Genomic DNA, 19,185 nt, shown 5'->3' on the forward strand with positions numbered 1-19,185 from the left:
AACGTTTATTGCATAATTATTATTAAAATTTTTGCGCAAATCATTTTCACGAAAAAATCTTCTCTACTATTTTGGAACAAATGAACAGTAAGCGCAATTAACGGATATACCTGAATTTCCGAGCAAACCAACTATGAGAAATAATATTTTTATTCTAAGTGTAATCTTACTTATCAGTACTTCTTGCACAAAGAAACAAGACAAATTCGCCAATTTAAAAACCTTTACTAAGGCATATGGCTATGTAAAGTATTTTCATCCTAGTGATGAAGCTTCTAATATTGATTGGAATAGTTTTTCTGCTTATGGAGCTGAAGAGATTTCGAAATGTAAAAATCAAGAAGAAGTAATTAATACACTCAATCGCTTATTCCAACCTATCGCTCCAAGTGTTTCGTTTTCAAAGAAAAGAAAAGATTATAATTTAGAAACAATTACACCTGAAAACATAGAAAATTATCAAACCTCTCATTGGCAACATTTAGGAGTATCCTTTGACATGAATCCGGGTCGTCTCTATAAAAGTGTCCGGGTAAATCGACTCATGAAAATTGATGAAACTAGTCGTTTTGGGAATCTCTTAATGTCAATTGATCCCGAGAAATATAAAGGAAAGAAAATAAAATATTCAGGTTGGGTAAAACTTAAAGAAGGAAGTACAGGAACAGGGCGTTTATGGTTAAGGGTTGATAAATCTGACAAAACGAGGGGTTTTTTCGATAATATGGGCAATAATCCTATTCAAAGTAACAGGTGGACAGAATATGAAATCATGGGAGACATTGATTCCTTAGCTTCTAATCTGGTTTTTGGTTGTCTTATTTCTGGAAAAGGAACTTTATATCTGGATGATGTCCATCTTTATTATCAGGAAGACGATCAATGGATAGAGATACCCATTAAAAATGGTGACTTTGAGGCTGAAGAGGTCGGTGAAAAAAATGAACAAACAGAATGGATTGGAAAAGGTGATGGATACTCCCATGAAGTTTCAAATACGGAGTATGTTCAAGGTCAAAGAGGTGCGGCCATCAAATATGAAGGGAAGATAAAAAGGATAAAAGGAGAATCCATTTTTGAAGCATACCCAGAATTTGGAGAATTCATTCAAGAAGAAATAGGTGAGGGTGTCTTTTGCCAAATACCGTTAAGTTTATATGGTAATGAAGAAAACACTTATCCTAAAAGCAATTCTATAAAGGAACTACAAGAAAGGTTAAAGGACATTCCTAATAATCCGAATAATATAAATGTGCGCCTAGGTAATATCATAACCACCTATAATGTATTCCAACACTTTTATCCATACTTCCAGGAAGTAGGTGTGAACTGGGTGGAAGAATTAGAAACTGCTTTGGAAAGAAGTTTTATTGACTCAACACCTCATGAACACCTTATAACACTACAAAAATTTACAGCTTCGTTAAAAGATGGACATATCACAGTACGTGGCGTTTCTTTAGACTATGTCCCTCCGATAAGATGGGAATGGATAGAAGGCAAACTTGTCATCACAAAAATCTATGATGAAAACAAGGATTTACAAGTAGGCGATATTGTAACCAAAGTAAATAATCTTTCCGCGGAAAATTACTTTAATGAAGTTCACACTAGAATTTCAGCGGGAACAAAAGGATGGTTGGATTATAAGGCTCGAACTAAAAGTTTAATGGGTGAAAAAGACCAAGAGTTAATATTGGAAGTGAACCAGAAAAACATTGTGCTAAAACACAGTGAAAAATATCTATATGGCAATGATAGTAATATTGAGATTCAAGAAAACAACTATAAACTATTAGATAAAAACATTATTTATCTCAATCTTGATATGATTGAAATAGACACCATCAGGAATATTTTACCAAAACTTAAAGAAGCAAAAGGCATCATTTGTGATTTAAGAGGTTATCCAAACGGAAATCATGATTTCATTTCATACTTATTACCAAGAAACGATACTTCTAAGGCCTGGATGAGGGTGCCGAATATCATCTATCCCAATCAAGCAAAAATTACTGGTTATGACAAATATGGATGGGAATTGCAAGCAAAAGAGCCCTACCTGGGCGATAAAAAAATTATTTTCCTAATTGATGGTAGTGCGATAAGTTATGCAGAAAGCTATATGGGTTTCATAGAAGGTTATGAATTAGCAACTATTGTAGGTCAGCCAACTGCGGGTACTAATGGTAACGTGAATTCATTCGATCTTCCGGGAAATTATAATATAAGCTGGACAGGAATGAAGGTTTTCAAACATGATGGTTCTCAGCATCATGCTATCGGGGTATTACCAGACATATATGTTAACAAAACAATTGAGGGGTTCAATTCAAACAAGGATGAATTTTTAGAAACTGCTATTAATGTGATTTTAAAATAATTCACTAAAACACTGAAGAACCAAATCAAACAAGCTCTTCACTCCCGGAAAGTGCTTCACTTTAAAGCTTCGGTGTATTCAATTACAATGCGTTGATCCCATTCATGATTGTGTTCAATCAAACAAAAAGATTATCAAAAGTTAATTTCTGATTTTGTGAAAAATAATAAAACGGTTAATTGTTAGTTATATTTAAACTTAGGTTCAAGCAAATACTTACCAAAGTTATTGAGATGAAAAAATTATTACTCGGTCTAGTTGTTCTAGTTGGATGTACACAAGTTGAAGTAGAACCAGAGTTAAATCCAGAGATTGTTTCCCCTGCTAGTTCAGTTAATAAGACCATAAATGATATTGATCCAGCATACAATAATGCCATCAATATTACTGATTATATGAGTCTGGGATTGACAGCAACACAGGCTATTGATTCAGCCATTTCAGACAATAAATCAATCTATTTCCCTAACGGAACTTACTCAATAGATAAAACAATAGAATTCTTGAGCACTGCAAAGAATTCCCACTATTTAGGTGAAACAAAACACGGTGTTGTCTGGGAATATAATGTTACCGACCCAACATTAAGAATGGCAGATATTCGAGCTGATTCTGTGAAATTTGAAAATATAACATTCTCTGGAAATAATCGAGATGTAGGAACAGCGTTATTAGAAGTTGGTGCTTTCTGGGATACAGTTGATAACATTGATAATGTTCACTTTTCAAACTGTATAATTAAAGATATCAAAAGCCCTCTAAATGTCGATACTTATGATGATGAAGATAATAATTACGGTATGCGGATAACCTTAGGTGAAGTATGGGATTTCAGCCTAGATGGAATAGAATTTAAAAATATAACGGCAGTAAATACGGATACAGCTGCAGGTGCAGGATTTGCTGGAGGACTTCTTCTTTGGTCAAATGTTGGAGCAGAAACTTTTAATCGTCCACTAAATGGATATATCCAAAATTGCAAATTCTCAAATATTTATACAGAGCAGACTGGGGGTAATATAAATTACTCAGATGCAGATGGCATCAGAGTATTTGCTAGCAACTCTCAAAGTGAGAACATTACTGTTCCATTTAATCTCAATTTTATTGACAATACTTTTGAAGGGGTTGAAAAATCTGCAATAAAAATTTCCGCGGGAAAAGGAATTAATATCACCAATACCATAATCAAAAGTACTAGCCCCAATCCAAATGATTCACTTCCAGATATGATTTCTGGAATACGTATTCAGCCAGCTATAGATGTTGACATTACAAACACACAAGTTGAGGGTAGCTTCAAATTTGTAGTTAATCTTATTGGTCAGGATATTACAGTGGATGGAATTAGTAAATACAATAACAATTATGAAGCAACTGCATTATTTGATGGAGGTAGTGCAATAGTTCAAATTCAAAAAGACTATGGTATCGATAACAAAAACATTGTTGTCAAAAATATAGAAGATGGATATGTACGAAAGGTCTTTAAATTGAGATCGGATACGTTAGGCCGATTGGATGAGAGCATAACATTGAGTAACGTTAATCTTAATGGAGACATGACATACTATAACAATCTCGGTGGCGGTAATGGAAGAATAGATATCGTACAAGCGAAAGATGTGTTGTTAGAGAACGTAGACATAATTGATTGGAGTACAGGAACGAGACCAATTGTTATTATTGATTCTGAAGACATCAATATCTCGGGTGGTCATTATTACGCCAAGGAAGTAGGAATTGAAACCAGATTTACGAGCGATCCACAGGCTGTGAAAAATATAGAGATTGATAATGTAGTTTTTAAAAGAGGCGATCATTCAAGTTCAAATCTAAGATTTGCTTACCTAAGACCCTTAAGTACGGATGGACAGACTTGGGGGGCTATTGATCGAGTTTCGCTAACTAACACTAGCTTTTATGCACACGGGTTTGATGCTCAAGGCAATTTTGGTAAAGGCAATCAGGAAGCCGTTTTCATTGGTGCAGATGAGATTGAGATAGACAATGTTCAGATCTACTATACACCTGAAACTGGGCAATATCTACCCAACTCCGGTATGTATATAAGAGATGCATCTAAAGTTTCGGTAATTGATGTAACCCTCGACACAAATCCAGTATATGCGGGCGGAATCTATGCTTTGTATGCTTTTGGTTGTTCTGATTCAGATGGGTTAATTGATATCAATAATATTACATCAACAAACAATGGTGTTTGGCTGAAACAGTGTGTGACAGTAGGTGTTGCCGAAAATAATATTACTTGCCCCGGTATTAAATTATTAGAGCAATAAGTTGAAGGTTCAATTCTTTAAACTATCAGGTTGACTTTACAGATCACACCAAATCAAACAAGCTCTTTACTCCTAGAAAGTGTTTCACTTTGAAGCCCTCTGCATACTCGACTCCTATACGTTGACCCCATTCTCTGGTTCGAGATTCAAGCATACTCATGAATCCCCTTGAACTGATGAATGTTTCAGGCTCTTCACTATTGGGATCGTAGAATTGAGATTTAAATGCATTGATCGCATCACGTCTTTCTTCGATCACATCAGAGATATCTACGAGTAGATCTGGCTCATGTGCAGTACTTTGAATAGAGTAATACAGTCGTTCTGGTCTGGATGCCTCTTGAATGTCACCCTCCCATTCTGTTTCCACGGCTTTCAGTCCTGCAATGAAACAAGCAGTTTCTACCAATTGTGCTCCTCGCGTATGATCGGGATGGCGATCATAGATGGAATTGGTAATGACAACTTTTGGTTGGTATCTTCTGATTTGCTGCGCTACTTTCAATTGATTCTCTTTATTGTTTTCAAAGAATCCATCTGCCAAACCAAGATTTTTTCGAACGGATAGCTTCAAAATTTTACTTGCTTCGGCAGCTTCTTGCGCCCTGATTTCTGGTGTACCTCTTGTTCCTAGTTCTCCTTGTGTGAGATCGAGAATCCCTGTTTTATAACCTTGTTTTTGGTGAGACAATAATGTCCCTCCAAAGGAAAGTTCTACATCATCAGGGTGTGCGACTATCGCAAGTATATCCAATTTCATTAGTTCTTCATATTTAGGTCAGCGAAGGCTGTAAGCTGCAAAGTAACACCACTCATATAATATTGGTTTTCTTGCCCTCTAAATTTCTTAAATTCCCTATCCATTTTATTAAACCTAAAGTAAATAACCTATGCGAAAACGTGACAGCTTATTCAGAAGCGTCATCCTGATTTTGCTGATGGGCTTAGTGCCTTTTATCAGTATATCTCAGGATAGCGATCTGAGGCCTGTAACCAACAAGTACGTAATAAAGAATGCTACGATTGTACAGGCACCAGGCAAAATCATTAAAAATGGTACCGTCCTGATTGAAAACGGAATTATCAAAGCAGTAGGATCAAGTGTTGCTATACCGGCAGATGCCTGGGTAGTGAATGCTGATTCTATGTTTGTTTATGCCGGATTTATCAGTGGTCTATCCAACATTGGTGTAGAGAAACCAAAAGATAAAGATCGAAAAGACGACAGAAAATTGACTGGAACGCCTTCTTATGAACGAGCAGGAATCACTCCTGGTAACACCGTGAGAGATATGCTCAAGCCCAGCGATAAGTCTGTTGCAGATTTCAGAAAGCTAGGATTCACGGCTTCTCACAGTGTTCCTCATACAGGAATGCTTCCGGGAACAGGATCAATCGTGCTATTGGGAGGATCTAACGGAGACAACATGGTCATTAAGGATCAAATCTCTATGTATTCTCAGCTTTCCGGAGCAGATGGCGTATACCCAAACACTGTAATCGGTGTGATGGCGAAGTACCGAGACCTCTACAGAAAAGCAAACCAGGCAAGAGGTTATCAAAGCAAATACAATAGCAATTCCAATGGCATGGAGCGTCCTACTCCAGATGCGACCATTGAGGCCTTGTACCCAGTTGTTTCGAAACAATTGACGGTAGCTTTCAAAGCAGAAAGTGTAAAAGATGTGATGCGTGTAATTTCACTTCAACGTGACCTTGGATTCAAAATGATGCTTGGCGAAGTGAAGCAAGGGTGGGATGCAATTCCAGCCATCAAGGGGACAGGCGCTCCAGTATTCCTTTCGTTAGACCTTCCTGAATGGAAGGAAGAAGAAAAAAAAGAGGCGAAAGAAGGAGATGATGAGGAAAAAGAAGAGAAAGAACCAACAGCAGCAGAACTGGAGAAAAAGGCATTAGAAGCTCGCAAGATGGAGATGATCAAGAACTACTATACGCAAGCTGGAAAATTCAGCAGCAATGGTGTCAAGTTTGGATTCTCTACCATGGAAGTGAAATCAAAAGACTTTAAAACAAATCTTCTGAAAGTGATTGAAAATGGCCTTTCTGAGGATAAAGCGCTTGCAGCACTAACTACAGAGCCAGCAAGTATTCTGGGAGTATCCAGTTTGATGGGAACGGTAGAGGCTGGCAAAATGGCTAACCTGATTATTTCAGATACGGCTTACTTCTCAAAAGATGCCAACGTGAGGTACGTTTTTGTAGACGGCATGAAGTATGATTATGAAGTGAAAAAGAAGAAAAAGAAGAAAAGCAGCGGTGAAAGTGGTGAAGAAGCTGTTGATGCAGCCGGTGTTTGGAACTACACGACTGAGACCCCACAAGGAAATGGAAGTGGCGTAATCACTATTAAGGGTACTCCTGGAGATTACAGCGGAACGATCACGGTCAGCTTTAATGGAAGCACAAACGACATTCAGGATGTAGAGGTAGATGGTACCAATGTTGCCTTCAGTTTCAAACTGAATATGGGTGAAGAAATCAATGTAGATATCACGATGGATATAGACGGTGATTCTTTTGAAGGAACTTTATCTGTAGCAGCATTTGGCAGCTTCCCTATGGAAGGGTCACGTGATCCTAAATGAATGAGCATAGCTCACCTTTAATATTGAGATAATGAATTGTTTCAACTACAATCTGAAGCAAACAGCTTAATAAAAACATATTAAAATGAAGAAAATAAATATAATCATAGCCCTACTCCTCACTGTCACTTTTGTGATGGCACAGGAAAAAGGCAGTGTGCTTATTAAAAACGGAACGGTATTGACTGTAACGAATGGCACACTCGAAAACACGGACGTTTTGATCCGAGATGGAAAGATCTCTAAAATTGGAACAGGACTGAGCGCTCCAAGCGGAGCAAAAACCATTGATGCCAATGGAATGTATGTGATGCCTGGCATCATTGATGCGCACTCTCACCTTGCACTTGATGCAGTGAACGAAGCGACTAATCCAGTTACTGCTGAAGTATGGGTAGGTGATGCTCTTAATCCTTTAGATGTTGGAATCTACCAGGCGTTGGCCGGTGGAGTTACTTCAGCTCACTCCATGCATGGATCTGCCAATGCGATTGGTGGGCAGTGCGAGACTGTGAAGTTTCGATATGGGGAAATTGATCCAGACAAAATGCGAATGGCGGGTGCACCTCGTACCATTAAGTTTGCATTGGGAGAAAATCCAACCAGAGTTCATGGAAGTGGAAACGGCATTTTGCCGCGTACACGTATGGGCGTTGAGCATGTTATAAGAAGTTCATTTCAGCAAGCCAAAGAATACATGCAGGCGATGGATAAATACAATGCTGGAAAAGGAAAGAAAGGCTTTAAAGGAAAAGCTCCAGCTTATGATCTAAGAATGGAGACTTTAGCTGATATTCTTCGAGGTGATATCATCATTCACTGTCACTCCTATCGGGCTGATGAAATTTACATGCTGATGAAAGTATGTGAAGATTTTGGAATCAAAAGATTGGTTTTCCAGCATGTAAATGAGGGGTTCAAAGTAGCTCCTGAGCTCGCTAAATGGGGAGCAGGTGCTTCGATTTTTGCTGATTGGTGGGCTTACAAATTTGAAGTTTATTATAGCACGGCGTACAATGCTGCTATATTGACTAAGAATGGTGTGACTACTTCTATCAACTCTGATTCTGGTGAACTTATTCGTCACCTGTACCACGAAGCTGCTAAGTCTCAACGGTATGGTGGACTAACAGATGATGAAGCTCTTTCACTGATTACGATCAACCCAGCGAAACAGCTAGGTATTGCTAGCAGAGTAGGATCATTGGAAGAAGGAAAAGAAGGTGATGTAGCGATTTTCAAGAATCACCCATTATCCATTTATGGTGTTCCAATGATGACTATTGTTGATGGTATCGTTCGATTTGACAGAGAGAATGATGCCGACGATATGCGTATCTATCCAGATCCGGAAGAAAAAATTGATGTGACTCACTGGCAAGCAGAAGATCACGATCGATGCATGCAGAACACAGAATTTTTATTTCATGAATAGTTACGAGTAATTAGATACGAGTCACGAGCATGAAGAATTTTAAGCAACTATTGATTTGGCAAAAAGGAATGGAGATTTGGAAAGAAGTGTATGTTCTCTCCAAAGATTTTGCAAGATTCCTTCAAATTGCATTAGGTTCTTCATTCGAATTAGAAACTTTTCTAGTTGGTATAAAAATGCTTGAATTGAATATTTCGGAAAATGAAGTTGATCACATTCTTCAATTAGTTGATGAAGAACAAAAAATGATTATGAGCTTCAAAAAGAAAATAGTAACAGACTCGTAGCTCAAAACTCAAGACTCAAAACTTTAAGAAAATGAAAAATATAAAAAATATACTGACCCTGTTTTTACTAGCTCTAACCGGAATCACTTTCGGGCAGATCCCTAGCGCAGAAACAGGCACGTTTGCATTGACCAATGCAACAATAGAAACCGTTACAAACGGAACCATTCAAAATGGTACGTTGATTATTTCAGATGGTAAGATTGCGGAGGTAGGAACGAATGTTTCTATTCCGCAAGGCGCAAAAACGATTGATTGTTCTGGTATGACCATCTATCCAGGAATGATTGATGGCGGTACACAAATTGGTTTGGTAGAAGTAAGCTCCGATCCAAGAACACGAGATAACAGTGAGATTGGAGACGTGATTCCCCATATTCAAGCTTTAACGGCTGTAAATCCAAGTTCTGCTATTCATCCGGTAACCCGTGTGAATGGGGTAACTACAGCACTTACTATGCCTTCAGGTGGATTATTCCCCGGAACGGCAGCATTGATTAATCTGCATGGATATACTCCAGATCAGATGTATGCTGGGTTCAAAGGAGTAGTCTTGAACTTCCCTGCTACAGGCAGAAGAGGTCGCTGGGATAGAAGATCAGATGAGGACATCAAGAAAGCTGCTGAGAAGAACCTCAAGAAGCTCAATGATGTTTGGGCAAAAGCAATGCAGTATCATAAGATTGACTCAGCATCAGGAGGAAAAGATCAACCTTACTATCCTGAAATGGAAGCTCTGCTCCCTGTAGTTAGAGGTGAAATGAAGCTTTTGGTGAATGTAAATGCAGCCAATGATATCAAAGCAGCTTTGAAGTGGATTGACGAAAAAGGTGCTGATGCCATTCTTTGCGGCGTATCAGAAGGCTGGAGAATGGCTGAGGAAATAGCTAAAGCTGGAATTCCGGTTGTTACAGGACCAGTATTAAGCAATCCAACCAGAAGCTATGACCGATATGACAGGCCATATGCCAATGCCGGAGCTATGCAAAAAGCCGGTGTGAAAGTAGCACTCAGAACAAATGAAGTAGAAAATGTGAGGAATCTCCCTTTCCATGCTGGATTTGCTGCTGCTTATGGAATGGGGAAAGAAGAAGCTTTAAAAGCGATCACTATCATTCCTGCTGAAATTTTTGGGGTGTCTGACATGTATGGGTCGCTTGAGAAAGGAAAAGTAGCTAACCTATTGGTTGCCAATGGTGATCCATTTGAGACGAGCACCATGATAAAATATGTATTCATCGATGGATGGAACATTCCAATGGTGAGTAGACATACTCAGCTCTACGAAGAATATCTGAATAGAGCACCAGGGGTGAAGAAGTAAATTCTTTTTTACAATCAAAAGCCCTTGTCTTTGAATCCCATTCAAGACAAGGGCTTTTTGATACACCATTTGATCTTAAACAATGTTAGTTCGGCTATTCATAAGTTATCAAACTTTCCTGTTGTTATACAGGTTGATTCTAAAAACCCAATTATTTTACACCCATGATCAGTTTTGGAAAGAAAAAATATAATCTAGGTATTGCCATGGGAGGCGGTGGTGCTAGAGGATTTGCTCACTTAGGAGTCATGGAAGCACTGGCGGAAAAAGGTATTAAACCGGATATCATTTCTGGCGTAAGTGCAGGGGCCATAGCAGGTGCATTCATTGCTTCAGGTCAAAGCCCTCGAGATGCTTTCGATCTTATGAAGAAATACAACTTTACTGGGCTTGCTAAACTCACAGGTTTCAAACAAGGTCTCTTAAGTTTAACGAAGATGAAAGAAGATCTAGAAAAGAAGATTAAAGCCAAAAATCTTGAGGATTTGGATATACCTCTTATAGTCACGGTAAGCAACATGCTAGAGGGCAAAGTCGAATACCTATCAGAAGGACCTCTTTCAACCATTGTACAAGCATCTGCATCTATTCCTATCATCTTCAGTCCAGTTGAATACCAGGGGAAACTTTATAATGATGGAGGTTTATTTGATAATCTACCTATCAAACCTCTCCAAGACAACTGCAAAAAAATCATTTCTATTAGCATAAGTCCTATTCAGAAGCTTGATGAGTTGAAAAATCTAAAAGAAGTCGTCTTCAGAATGTTTCAGTTGGCTATCAATACATCATCAGAGGAAATTGCAGCAAACTCTGACCTATGCATAGAACCGCTAGAACTAGCTAACTATGATATCATGGATACAAAAAATGCCGAAAAAATATTTGAGATTGGCTATAATTATGCAAAGAATCTAGACATTAAGTTGTAAAATCTAGTTTCTGAGATTGTATCTGATCCCTGTTTTTAAGGACCACTGTTGATTCACAAAGACATCACTAAACTCATCAAAATCAGATTTAGTATCTCTAAAAATAGCGTTGGCTCCTATCCCTATTGTTTGTGTTATGCTTAGCTTATCACTTAAATTCAAAAGAACACCAGCACTGGCACTAAGAAACACGTTATTATCGATCTGCTCTATCTCGTTGCTCACAAATGAGTTACTATTCGTATCAAAAATCTGTGAATTCTGAACATCTTTAATACGCTGTGATATAAAATCAAATGAATGAAACATGTTCCATTTTGCTGATTTACCATGTGGGAAATTTTCATAACCCACGGCAATTCCAGTCAATTTTAAAGCGTCCCTTTCTTCAATTTGATCACCAAAAGAAAACAATAATGCAGGCCCGATGCTCCATGCATGATTATCAAAATCAAACCTTACGGATGGAGAAATAATGAAAGCGTCTTCCTTATCTAACTTATTGAAACTAACGTCTATTGATGATATTTCCTGTGAAAAAACATAACTGACCATTGCAAAAAGCATAAAAACACCTACTACCATTTTTTTCATACTCAAATGTATCATATGCAAATTGATCTAGCGAGTCCTAAAGGTGACATTCAATTAATCCATAACAGAATATCTTTGACCAATGAGAATTACTTTCCTGATCATTGTTTCCTTACTATTCAGCTGCAAAGAAAACTATGAGGTACCCAATCATACCCCAGGTGTGGTGAAAGTATTTGATGATCTACTGATGGTGGCATATGGAGAAGGTGGGTTAGTTATTTCGAGTGAAAATTCCGGCCAAATACTCACTCAAATTTTTCCTCCTAACGGAATGAATAGTATTGATGATTTTGATGTAGATGGAGACTTGATTTTTGTGTTAGATTCAAGAGGAAGAGACTTTATGGCTGTCTTTTCATTTGATGGGAATAATGTCAGTCTCGTGTCAGATCCAGTAACGGTAGAGGGCGGGCCATTCAATGGGATCTCTGCTGTTTCAGGAAATCTTGTAGTTTCTGGTGGTACTACGTTCCTCAATAGATTTACTTACTCTGAAAAAGGAGATGTCCAAGGGCCCATCTCATTTGGTCGAGATAGAGGTCACCCTGATGTGCTTTTATCAACCAATGGACAAGCTGCTTTTATTTCCACTGATTTTGGTATAGGGTTAGATATTGAGAGGTTTGGAGTTACGTCACTTTTTATTGGTGACGAATTAGACATACCGTACGTCATTTCCGAATTGGGTATTGCTGAATCAGGGCTTACCGAAGGGCTTACATCACCAGTAGGTTTCCCTATACAGTCAGTCATATATAACGACAATCTCCTAGTCGCACATGGGGGTGGATTGACAATTATTGATTTGATAGAAGACTATGTATTTGGATCCAATAATATGATTGATATTGGCATCAATGCTATTTCAGTAGATGTAGATTCAGATATTGCGTACGTTATTGGGTATCAAGAGACAATACCTTCACTGGTTAGAGTTGATATAACAGACCTGAGTGCTCCAACAATCATTAGTACCGAAGCTCTTCCAACCAATGGTAGCATTCCAACATCCGTTGCTGTAGGAACTAGCAATGTTTATATAGCAGCTGGTAAGGCTGGATTAATTACACTCCCAAAGAATTAATTCATACGCATGGAAGATTAAATTCTCAATTGAGATATCAGAAGGGTTGACTAAATTTAGATATGAGTTCTACATTAATCTTCACAAATCTTGTTGTTGGGCCCCTTCTACTAGTGTTTGCATTGATATTCAAAATGTATCCTCCTAAGAAGATCAATCACATTTACGGGTACCGCACAAAACGTTCAATGAAATCTCAGGAAGCATGGGACGCTTCAAATAAATATGGTAATGATTTAATGTTATGGACCGCTATCATTACGGTCGTATCTCAAATCATATTGTATTTAGTATTTGACCCAACAACTGCTTTGCTTACTGCTTGTGTAATCATGTGTATCCTATTAGTAGTGATGGTCTTTGTAGTAGAAAATTATCTAAAAAAGAACTTCAATTCCAACGGGGAGTGGAAAACATAGGTAGGTAGAATTGTTTTTAAAAAGTGCAGAATAGGAAGGAAAAATGAAAGTCAGAAAGAAAGTCAGAAAAGTAGCATTAGGAATCATCATTCTGTTGATTATACTGCATGTTTCTCTTCCATTTATTTTAGTTAGATATGTTAATAACACGCTTAATGAAATACCCGACTACAAAGGTTCAGTCGAGTGGATTCATGTCAATTTATTTAGAGGGGCATACCAAGTACATTCATTGGAATTACTTGTTGAAAGCGAAGACTCTTACGAGCCTTTTTTCAAAACAAAGACAATTGATCTATCTATTGAATGGAGGGCTCTTCTTAGGGGCCGTATAGTTGGCGAACTTATTTTCACCCAACCTGAATTAGTATTCATTGCTCTTAGTTCTGACAGTGCTGAGTCTAACAAAGAGAGTTCTTCCAATCAAAATGAGAAGAATGTCGATTGGACCAAACCACTTAAAGATTTGATGCCATTAGCTATCAATAGATTTGAGATAATTAGCGGTTCCATACATTATAAGGATTTAAATAGTGATCCTGAAGTTGATATTTTTCTTGACCAACTCAATGGTCTCGCAACTAACTTAAGTAATGCGGAAACTTCATCAAAAGAACTTCCCTCTGAGCTAAAATTAAGCGGTAAGTCCATTGGCAATGGTCAATTGGAGATCGATGGCTATCTAAATGTTTTACTCCCTACCCCTAACTTTGATTTCAATCTATCCTTCGAAGAAGTAGATATGACGTCTCTCAATGATTTCACAAAAGCTTACACAAATATTGACTTTGAAAGAGGAACCCTAAATGTCTATGGTGAATTTGCAGGACAGGACGGACAATTTGATGGTTATATCAAACCATTAATTAAAGATTTGAAATTGGTTGATTTCAAAAAAGATAAAAAGAAGCCATTCAAATTAATTTGGGAGTCTATTGTAGGGACATTAGCTGAGATATTTGAAAACCAAGGCGAAGATCAATTTGCGACGAAAGTCCCTTTAAAAGGAAGCTATGAAAATATCAATTCTAAAACATGGCCTGCTGTAAGAGGTGTATTGAAAAATGCTTTTATTGAGGCTTTTAAAACGAAACATGATGATAGCATCAATTTGAAAAAGAAAGACGAAAAAGACTAAACTATAGTTTGGTAAATAAATTAATCTTCCTTAGGAAAGATAATCTTTACTGTCGTTCCTTTGTTTAACTCGCTATGGAGTTCTATATCTCCTCCTAAAGATTCAATTTGCTTTTTAGCAACAAACAGACCTAATCCATTTTCCATACCGCTTTCTGTGTGAAACCTTGAACCTACCTCGAAAATACGATCTCCATATCTGCTTAAATCAATTCCTTTTCCATAATCAACAAAAGAAATCACTGTCCTGTTTTTATAATTTTTTGACTTTATGACTATCTTTTTTGACTCATCATTCACTCCATATTTTATGCAATTCGTCAAAAGCTGATAAAAGACATTGTCTAAATAACCTGGAAATACATTTATAACCAGGTCATCAGGAATTCTATTTTCTATATCAATTTCATTTTCGCTAATTACTTCTGACAATGCGACTATAAGTCTATTCAATAGGCGAGAAATCTTACACTCTGATCTCTTCAAAAGTTCATTGTGGTCTTCATTTAGAATCTCATTTACATTGAGTAAACTAGTATTGAGCTTACTGACTGTATCTTGAAGCATCTTCATGTAGCTCTCAGAGTACCCATTATTTAAGAGATCTGTGATTGCGACTAGATTAGCAACGGAAGCTCGAATGTTGTGTGATGTAATGAATGAAAAATCAGTGTGCCTCTTGTTTTGTACAGTTGTTTTTTCTATGAGTTTTTCCAACCGAATTCGATCCTTACTTTGAACCAAGAAGTTGGCAACCATATTTGCAAATAGCTCGATTGATGCTAACTCATAATTTTCATAAACATCTCTTGTCTTCTTTACAGATTCTACCGAGATGAATCCTATGTATTTACCTTTCAACTGTACTGGGACAAAAAGAATGCTTTTGATTTGTTGAGATTTCAATTCTGACTTCACAGAATCCAGAGGAAGTTGATCTACATCTGATATGAAGGAAGATAGATTAGTAACATCAGAAATCATTCTGTAGACAAGTTCAAATGAAAGCGTCTTTGCCTCACAGATAGAAGGCTCATTTTTTTTATACCACTGATGCAGTAAAATGCATAATTCATTTTCCTCATGGTATTCATGTATTCGCATCCTATCGGCTCCTAATTGCAAACACATCTCCTTTAACGAATCATTAATTGAAACCTTAATGTTGTCTAATTCATCATTGAGAAAACGAGAAGAAATTTTAGTCAAAATAGAATAATAAGACGCACCAGCATATTGGGATTCAATAGAGATTGATCCCTTTTTAACAGACGAGAGTAAAGAGGACATTCGCTTAATTTTACCTAAATAAAAAGGAATACTTGCCAAGGTCACAGAAAAGTGGGTATACAAATAGTCTACAAATAGTCAAAAACAAAAAAGCCATGCTTAGCATGGCTTTAACTCTTGTTTTCTGGGGAAATTAGACTTCAGATAATTCTACTTCTTTCTCAGCTATCCATTTTTCTGCATCCAGAGCTCCCATACATCCACTACCTGCGGCAGTTACGGCCTGACGGTAAATTTTATCTTGAGCATCTCCGGTCGCAAACACTCCTGGAATATTCGTTTTGGAAGTTCCGGGAATTGTTTTGATATAGCCCTGTTCATCCATATCTAACCATCCTTTGAAGATATCTGTATTGGGCTTGTGCCCTATAGCTACAAAGAATCCTTGTGCTTCCAACACCGTTTCTTCACTTGTCTTTCTATTAACAACTTTTACTCCATTAACCTCTTCATCTCCAAGTACTTCTTTCGTCTCAGTATTGAAAAGAATTTCAATGTTTGGAGCGTTTTGTACTCGCTGTTGCATGATTTTAGATGCGCGCATCTCATCACGACGAACAAGCATGTAAACTTTGTTCACAATCTTAGAAAGGTAGCTAGCTTCTTCTGCAGCTGTATCTCCAGCTCCTACGATCACCACATCCTGGCCTCTGAAGAAAAAACCATCACATACCGCACATGCAGAAACGCCTTTCCCGTTCAATCTTTGTTCACTTTCCAAGCCCAACCATTTTGCTGATGCTCCAGTAGAAATAATTACTGATTCTGCTTCAATCTCTGTTTTCTCATCAACAGTCACTTTGTGTGGCCACCCGCTAAAATCGACGGCTGTAATCATGCCACTTCGTACATCAGTACCGAATCTTTCTGCCTGCTTTTGGAAATCAACCATCATTTGTGGTCCCATCACTCCATCAGGGTATCCAGGATAGTTTTCTACGTCATTTGTGATCGTTAACTGTCCTCCTGGTTGTCCTCCTTGATATAACACAGGTTTCATACCTGCTCTAGCAGCATAAACAGCCGCTGTAAATCCTGCAGGACCTGATCCTACAATTAGTACTTTTACTCTCTCTGTTGACATATATTAAGATATTCTTTTACAAAAAAATGGTGTCCTCTCCAGAACACCATCTCATTCGCTTTTGTGCCACAAGTGCACTGTAATAATTTAAAGTGTCTTGAAGATTACTCTTCAGTTTTTTCTTCTGCCTTCTCCTCCTTTGGGGGGCGTGGTAAAAGAACTTTTCTTGAAAGCTTGAATTTACCCGTTCGTTTATCGATATCTATAAGTTTTACTTTTATTTCTTCTCCTTCTTCCATCACATCGGCTACATTCTCTACCCGCTCCCATTTGATTTCAGAGATGTGAAGTAATCCATCTTTACCAGGAATGAACTCAACGAAAGCTCCAAATGGCATAATAGACTTCACTTTCCCATCATACACTTCTCCAATTTCTGGCTGCTGAACAATCGCCTTAATTCGGGCCATTGCGTTATCTAGTGAATCACCGTCCACAGCAAAGATACTTACTTTACCGCCTTTTTCATCTTCTTCAATATTAACAGTTGCTCCAGATTCTTTTTGAATTTCCTGAATGATCTTTCCTCCAGGTCCAATCACAGCTCCAATAAGCTCACGATCTATTCTCAACTGCTCCATTCTAGGAGCATGAGATTTAAGGTTTTGTCTGGGCTCTGTAATAGCCTTAGCCATCTCTCCTAATATATGTAACCTACCTTTCTTAGCTTGTTCTAACGCCTGCGAAAGAACATCATAGGAAAGTCCGTCTACTTTAATATCCATCTGACATGCAGTGATACCCTCGGTAGTTCCTGTCACTTTGAAATCCATATCTCCAAGATGATCTTCATCTCCCAAGATATCGGAAAGTATAGCATACTTACCTGATTCGCTATCAGAAATCATTCCCATTGCAATACCAGACACAGGTCGTTTAACTTTAATACCAGCATCCATCAATGCCATCGTTCCTGCACATACTGTAGCCATAGAAGACGAACCATTAGATTCAAGAATATCAGAAACGACTCTTATCGTGTAAGGATTCCCTTCGTCTTCTGTTGGTATCATCGGCTTCAGAGCTCTCATTGCAAGATTGCCATGTCCCACTTCTCTTCGTCCCGGGCCTCTATTAGGCCTTACTTCACCGGTTGAAAACCCTGGGAAATTGTAGTGAAGGATGAACTTATTGAATCCAGAGAACATCGCTCCATCGATCATCTGCTCATCAAGTTTTGTACCTAATGTCACAGATGTCAATGATTGTGTTTCACCTCTTGTAAATACAGCAGAACCGTGTGCAGACGGCAGGTAATCTACCTCAGACCAAATAGGTCTAATTTCATCTGGCTTCCTTCCGTCGATTCTTTCTTGAGAATCAAGTACGAAGTTTCTAATTGCCTCTTTCTCAACATCATGAAAATACTTTCCAAGAAGAAAGTCATTCATTTCTTCAAGTTGTTCATCAGAAAATTGTCCGATGTATTCTTCATAAACAGCTTTAAAAGCTTCTTTACGTTCTGATTTATTTGGATTCTTCTTCGAAGCTACATCATAAAGCTTTTGATAGACAGCTTTGTGCATTGACGCTTTCAACTCCTCATCTTTTGGCTCATGATCAAACTCACGCTTCTCAGTAGCTCCAGCTTCTTTCGCAAGTTCCTCTTGAGCAGCACATTGAATTTTGATTTCTTCGTGAGCTTTTTTGATTCCCTCCAACATTTCAGACTCATCTACTTCTTGGCATTCGCCTTCCACCATCATGATGTTGTCTGAAGTTCCTGCAACGATTAAGTCAAGTGTAGCTTTTTCTCTTTCCTCTGGCGATGGATTCACTTTATATTCTCCATCCAATTTAATCACTCTGACTTCTGAAATAGGGCCGCCGAATGGGATGTCCGAAACAGAAATAGCAGCAGACGCAGCAAGTGCAGCAAGTGCGTCTGGCATTACATCTTTATCAGCAGAGATCAGCTGAATGAATACCTGAGTATCAGCATGATAATCAGATGGAAATAATGGTCTAAGTGCACGATCAACTAATCGACAAATTAATACTTCGTAATCTGAGAGTCTTGACTCTCTCTTTAAAAAGCCACCTGGTATTTTACCAGCGGACGCAAATTTTTCTTGATAGTCTACTGAAAGTGGTAAGAAATCCACTCCTTCTTTGGCTTCCTTTGATGAAACCACTGTCGCCAAGAGTTTGGCATTTCCCATACTAACAACAACAGATCCATTTGCTTGCTTTGCAAGCTTTCCTGTTTCAATGGATACTTCCCTGCCGTCCGATAGTTGGAAGGTTTTAGTAATTACGTTCATAATAAATAGATAATTAGGGCACGTTTTGCCCTAGCGGGTTAAT

15 protein-coding genes are annotated in these 19,185 nt (G+C 38.0%); 10 read left to right on the top strand and 5 right to left on the bottom strand.

The window, feature by feature from the left end:
* Nucleotides 1–133 precede the first annotated feature (133 nt).
* The gene (locus ABJQ32_07180) at nt 134–2,383 is read left to right on the top strand and encodes a S41 family peptidase (protein ID MEP5289416.1); all 2,250 of its coding nucleotides are present in this window, start codon (nt 134–136) and stop codon (nt 2,381–2,383) included.
* A 233-nt stretch (nt 2,384–2,616) separates the two neighbouring features.
* Nucleotides 2,617–4,683 carry a hypothetical protein gene (locus ABJQ32_07185; protein ID MEP5289417.1) on the top strand — a complete coding sequence of 689 codons (2,067 nt, stop codon included), beginning with the start codon at nt 2,617–2,619 and terminating at the stop codon, nt 4,681–4,683.
* A gap of 43 nt (nt 4,684–4,726) precedes the next feature.
* Here the strand turns inward: ABJQ32_07185 and bshB1 are convergent, their stop codons facing one another.
* Nucleotides 4,727–5,443, bottom strand: coding sequence for a bacillithiol biosynthesis deacetylase BshB1 (bshB1, locus tag ABJQ32_07190; GenBank protein ID MEP5289418.1), 717 nt, complete (start codon nt 5,441–5,443; stop codon nt 4,727–4,729).
* A gap of 130 nt (nt 5,444–5,573) precedes the next feature.
* Between bshB1 and ABJQ32_07195 the strand changes: the two genes are divergently transcribed.
* The 5 genes from ABJQ32_07195 to ABJQ32_07215 all read left to right on the top strand — a co-directional run bounded on the left by ABJQ32_07195 (nt 5,574) and on the right by ABJQ32_07215 (nt 11,267).
* The gene (locus tag ABJQ32_07195; GenBank protein ID MEP5289419.1) at nt 5,574–7,289 is read left to right on the top strand and encodes an amidohydrolase family protein; all 1,716 of its coding nucleotides are present in this window, start codon (nt 5,574–5,576) and stop codon (nt 7,287–7,289) included.
* Nucleotides 7,290–7,374: 85 nt separating this feature from the next.
* Nucleotides 7,375–8,724, top strand: coding sequence for an amidohydrolase family protein (locus tag ABJQ32_07200; GenBank protein ID MEP5289420.1), 1,350 nt, complete (start codon nt 7,375–7,377; stop codon nt 8,722–8,724).
* Between the two features lie 29 nt (nt 8,725–8,753).
* Nucleotides 8,754–9,011, top strand: a complete 258-nt coding sequence (locus ABJQ32_07205) for a four helix bundle protein (GenBank protein MEP5289421.1) — start codon at nt 8,754–8,756, stop codon at nt 9,009–9,011.
* Between the two features lie 31 nt (nt 9,012–9,042).
* Nucleotides 9,043–10,335, top strand: a complete 1,293-nt coding sequence (locus ABJQ32_07210; protein MEP5289422.1) for an amidohydrolase family protein — start codon at nt 9,043–9,045, stop codon at nt 10,333–10,335.
* 164 nt (nt 10,336–10,499) lie between these two features.
* Complete coding sequence (locus ABJQ32_07215) at nt 10,500–11,267, top strand: patatin-like phospholipase family protein (protein MEP5289423.1); 768 nt, start codon at nt 10,500–10,502, stop codon at nt 11,265–11,267.
* 3 nt (nt 11,268–11,270) lie between these two features.
* Here the strand turns inward: ABJQ32_07215 and ABJQ32_07220 are convergent, their stop codons facing one another.
* Entirely contained in the window at nt 11,271–11,861 is a 591-nt protein-coding gene (locus tag ABJQ32_07220; protein MEP5289424.1) for a hypothetical protein, read from the bottom strand.
* An 82-nt stretch (nt 11,862–11,943) separates the two neighbouring features.
* Here ABJQ32_07220 and ABJQ32_07225 point away from each other — a divergent pair, with 82 nt between their 5' ends.
* The 3 genes from ABJQ32_07225 (at nt 11,944) to ABJQ32_07235 (ending at nt 14,505) form a co-directional block, all read left to right on the top strand.
* On the top strand, nt 11,944–12,948 hold the full coding sequence (locus ABJQ32_07225; GenBank protein MEP5289425.1) for a hypothetical protein: 1,005 nt from the start codon (nt 11,944–11,946) through the stop codon (nt 12,946–12,948).
* Nucleotides 12,949–13,010: 62 nt separating this feature from the next.
* Entirely contained in the window at nt 13,011–13,367 is a 357-nt protein-coding gene (locus ABJQ32_07230) for an SdpI family protein (protein ID MEP5289426.1), read from the top strand.
* A gap of 43 nt (nt 13,368–13,410) precedes the next feature.
* Entirely contained in the window at nt 13,411–14,505 is a 1,095-nt protein-coding gene (locus ABJQ32_07235) for a DUF748 domain-containing protein (GenBank protein MEP5289427.1), read from the top strand.
* Nucleotides 14,506–14,525: 20 nt separating this feature from the next.
* Here the strand turns inward: ABJQ32_07235 and ABJQ32_07240 are convergent, their stop codons facing one another.
* The 3 genes from ABJQ32_07240 to pnp all read right to left on the bottom strand — a co-directional run bounded on the left by ABJQ32_07240 (nt 14,526) and on the right by pnp (nt 19,142).
* Nucleotides 14,526–15,794 (bottom strand): HAMP domain-containing sensor histidine kinase, encoded by a 1,269-nt coding sequence (locus tag ABJQ32_07240; protein MEP5289428.1) that lies wholly within the window; start codon nt 15,792–15,794, stop codon nt 14,526–14,528.
* 133 nt (nt 15,795–15,927) lie between these two features.
* Nucleotides 15,928–16,878, bottom strand: a complete 951-nt coding sequence (gene trxB, locus ABJQ32_07245) for a thioredoxin-disulfide reductase (GenBank protein MEP5289429.1) — start codon at nt 16,876–16,878, stop codon at nt 15,928–15,930.
* 104 nt (nt 16,879–16,982) lie between these two features.
* Nucleotides 16,983–19,142 (bottom strand): polyribonucleotide nucleotidyltransferase, encoded by a 2,160-nt coding sequence (gene pnp / locus ABJQ32_07250; protein ID MEP5289430.1) that lies wholly within the window; start codon nt 19,140–19,142, stop codon nt 16,983–16,985.
* Nucleotides 19,143–19,185: the final 43 nt, after the last annotated feature.

This window comes from Marinobacter alexandrii (assembly GCA_039984955.1).
Taxonomy (GTDB): domain Bacteria; phylum Bacteroidota; class Bacteroidia; order Cytophagales; family Cyclobacteriaceae; genus Ekhidna.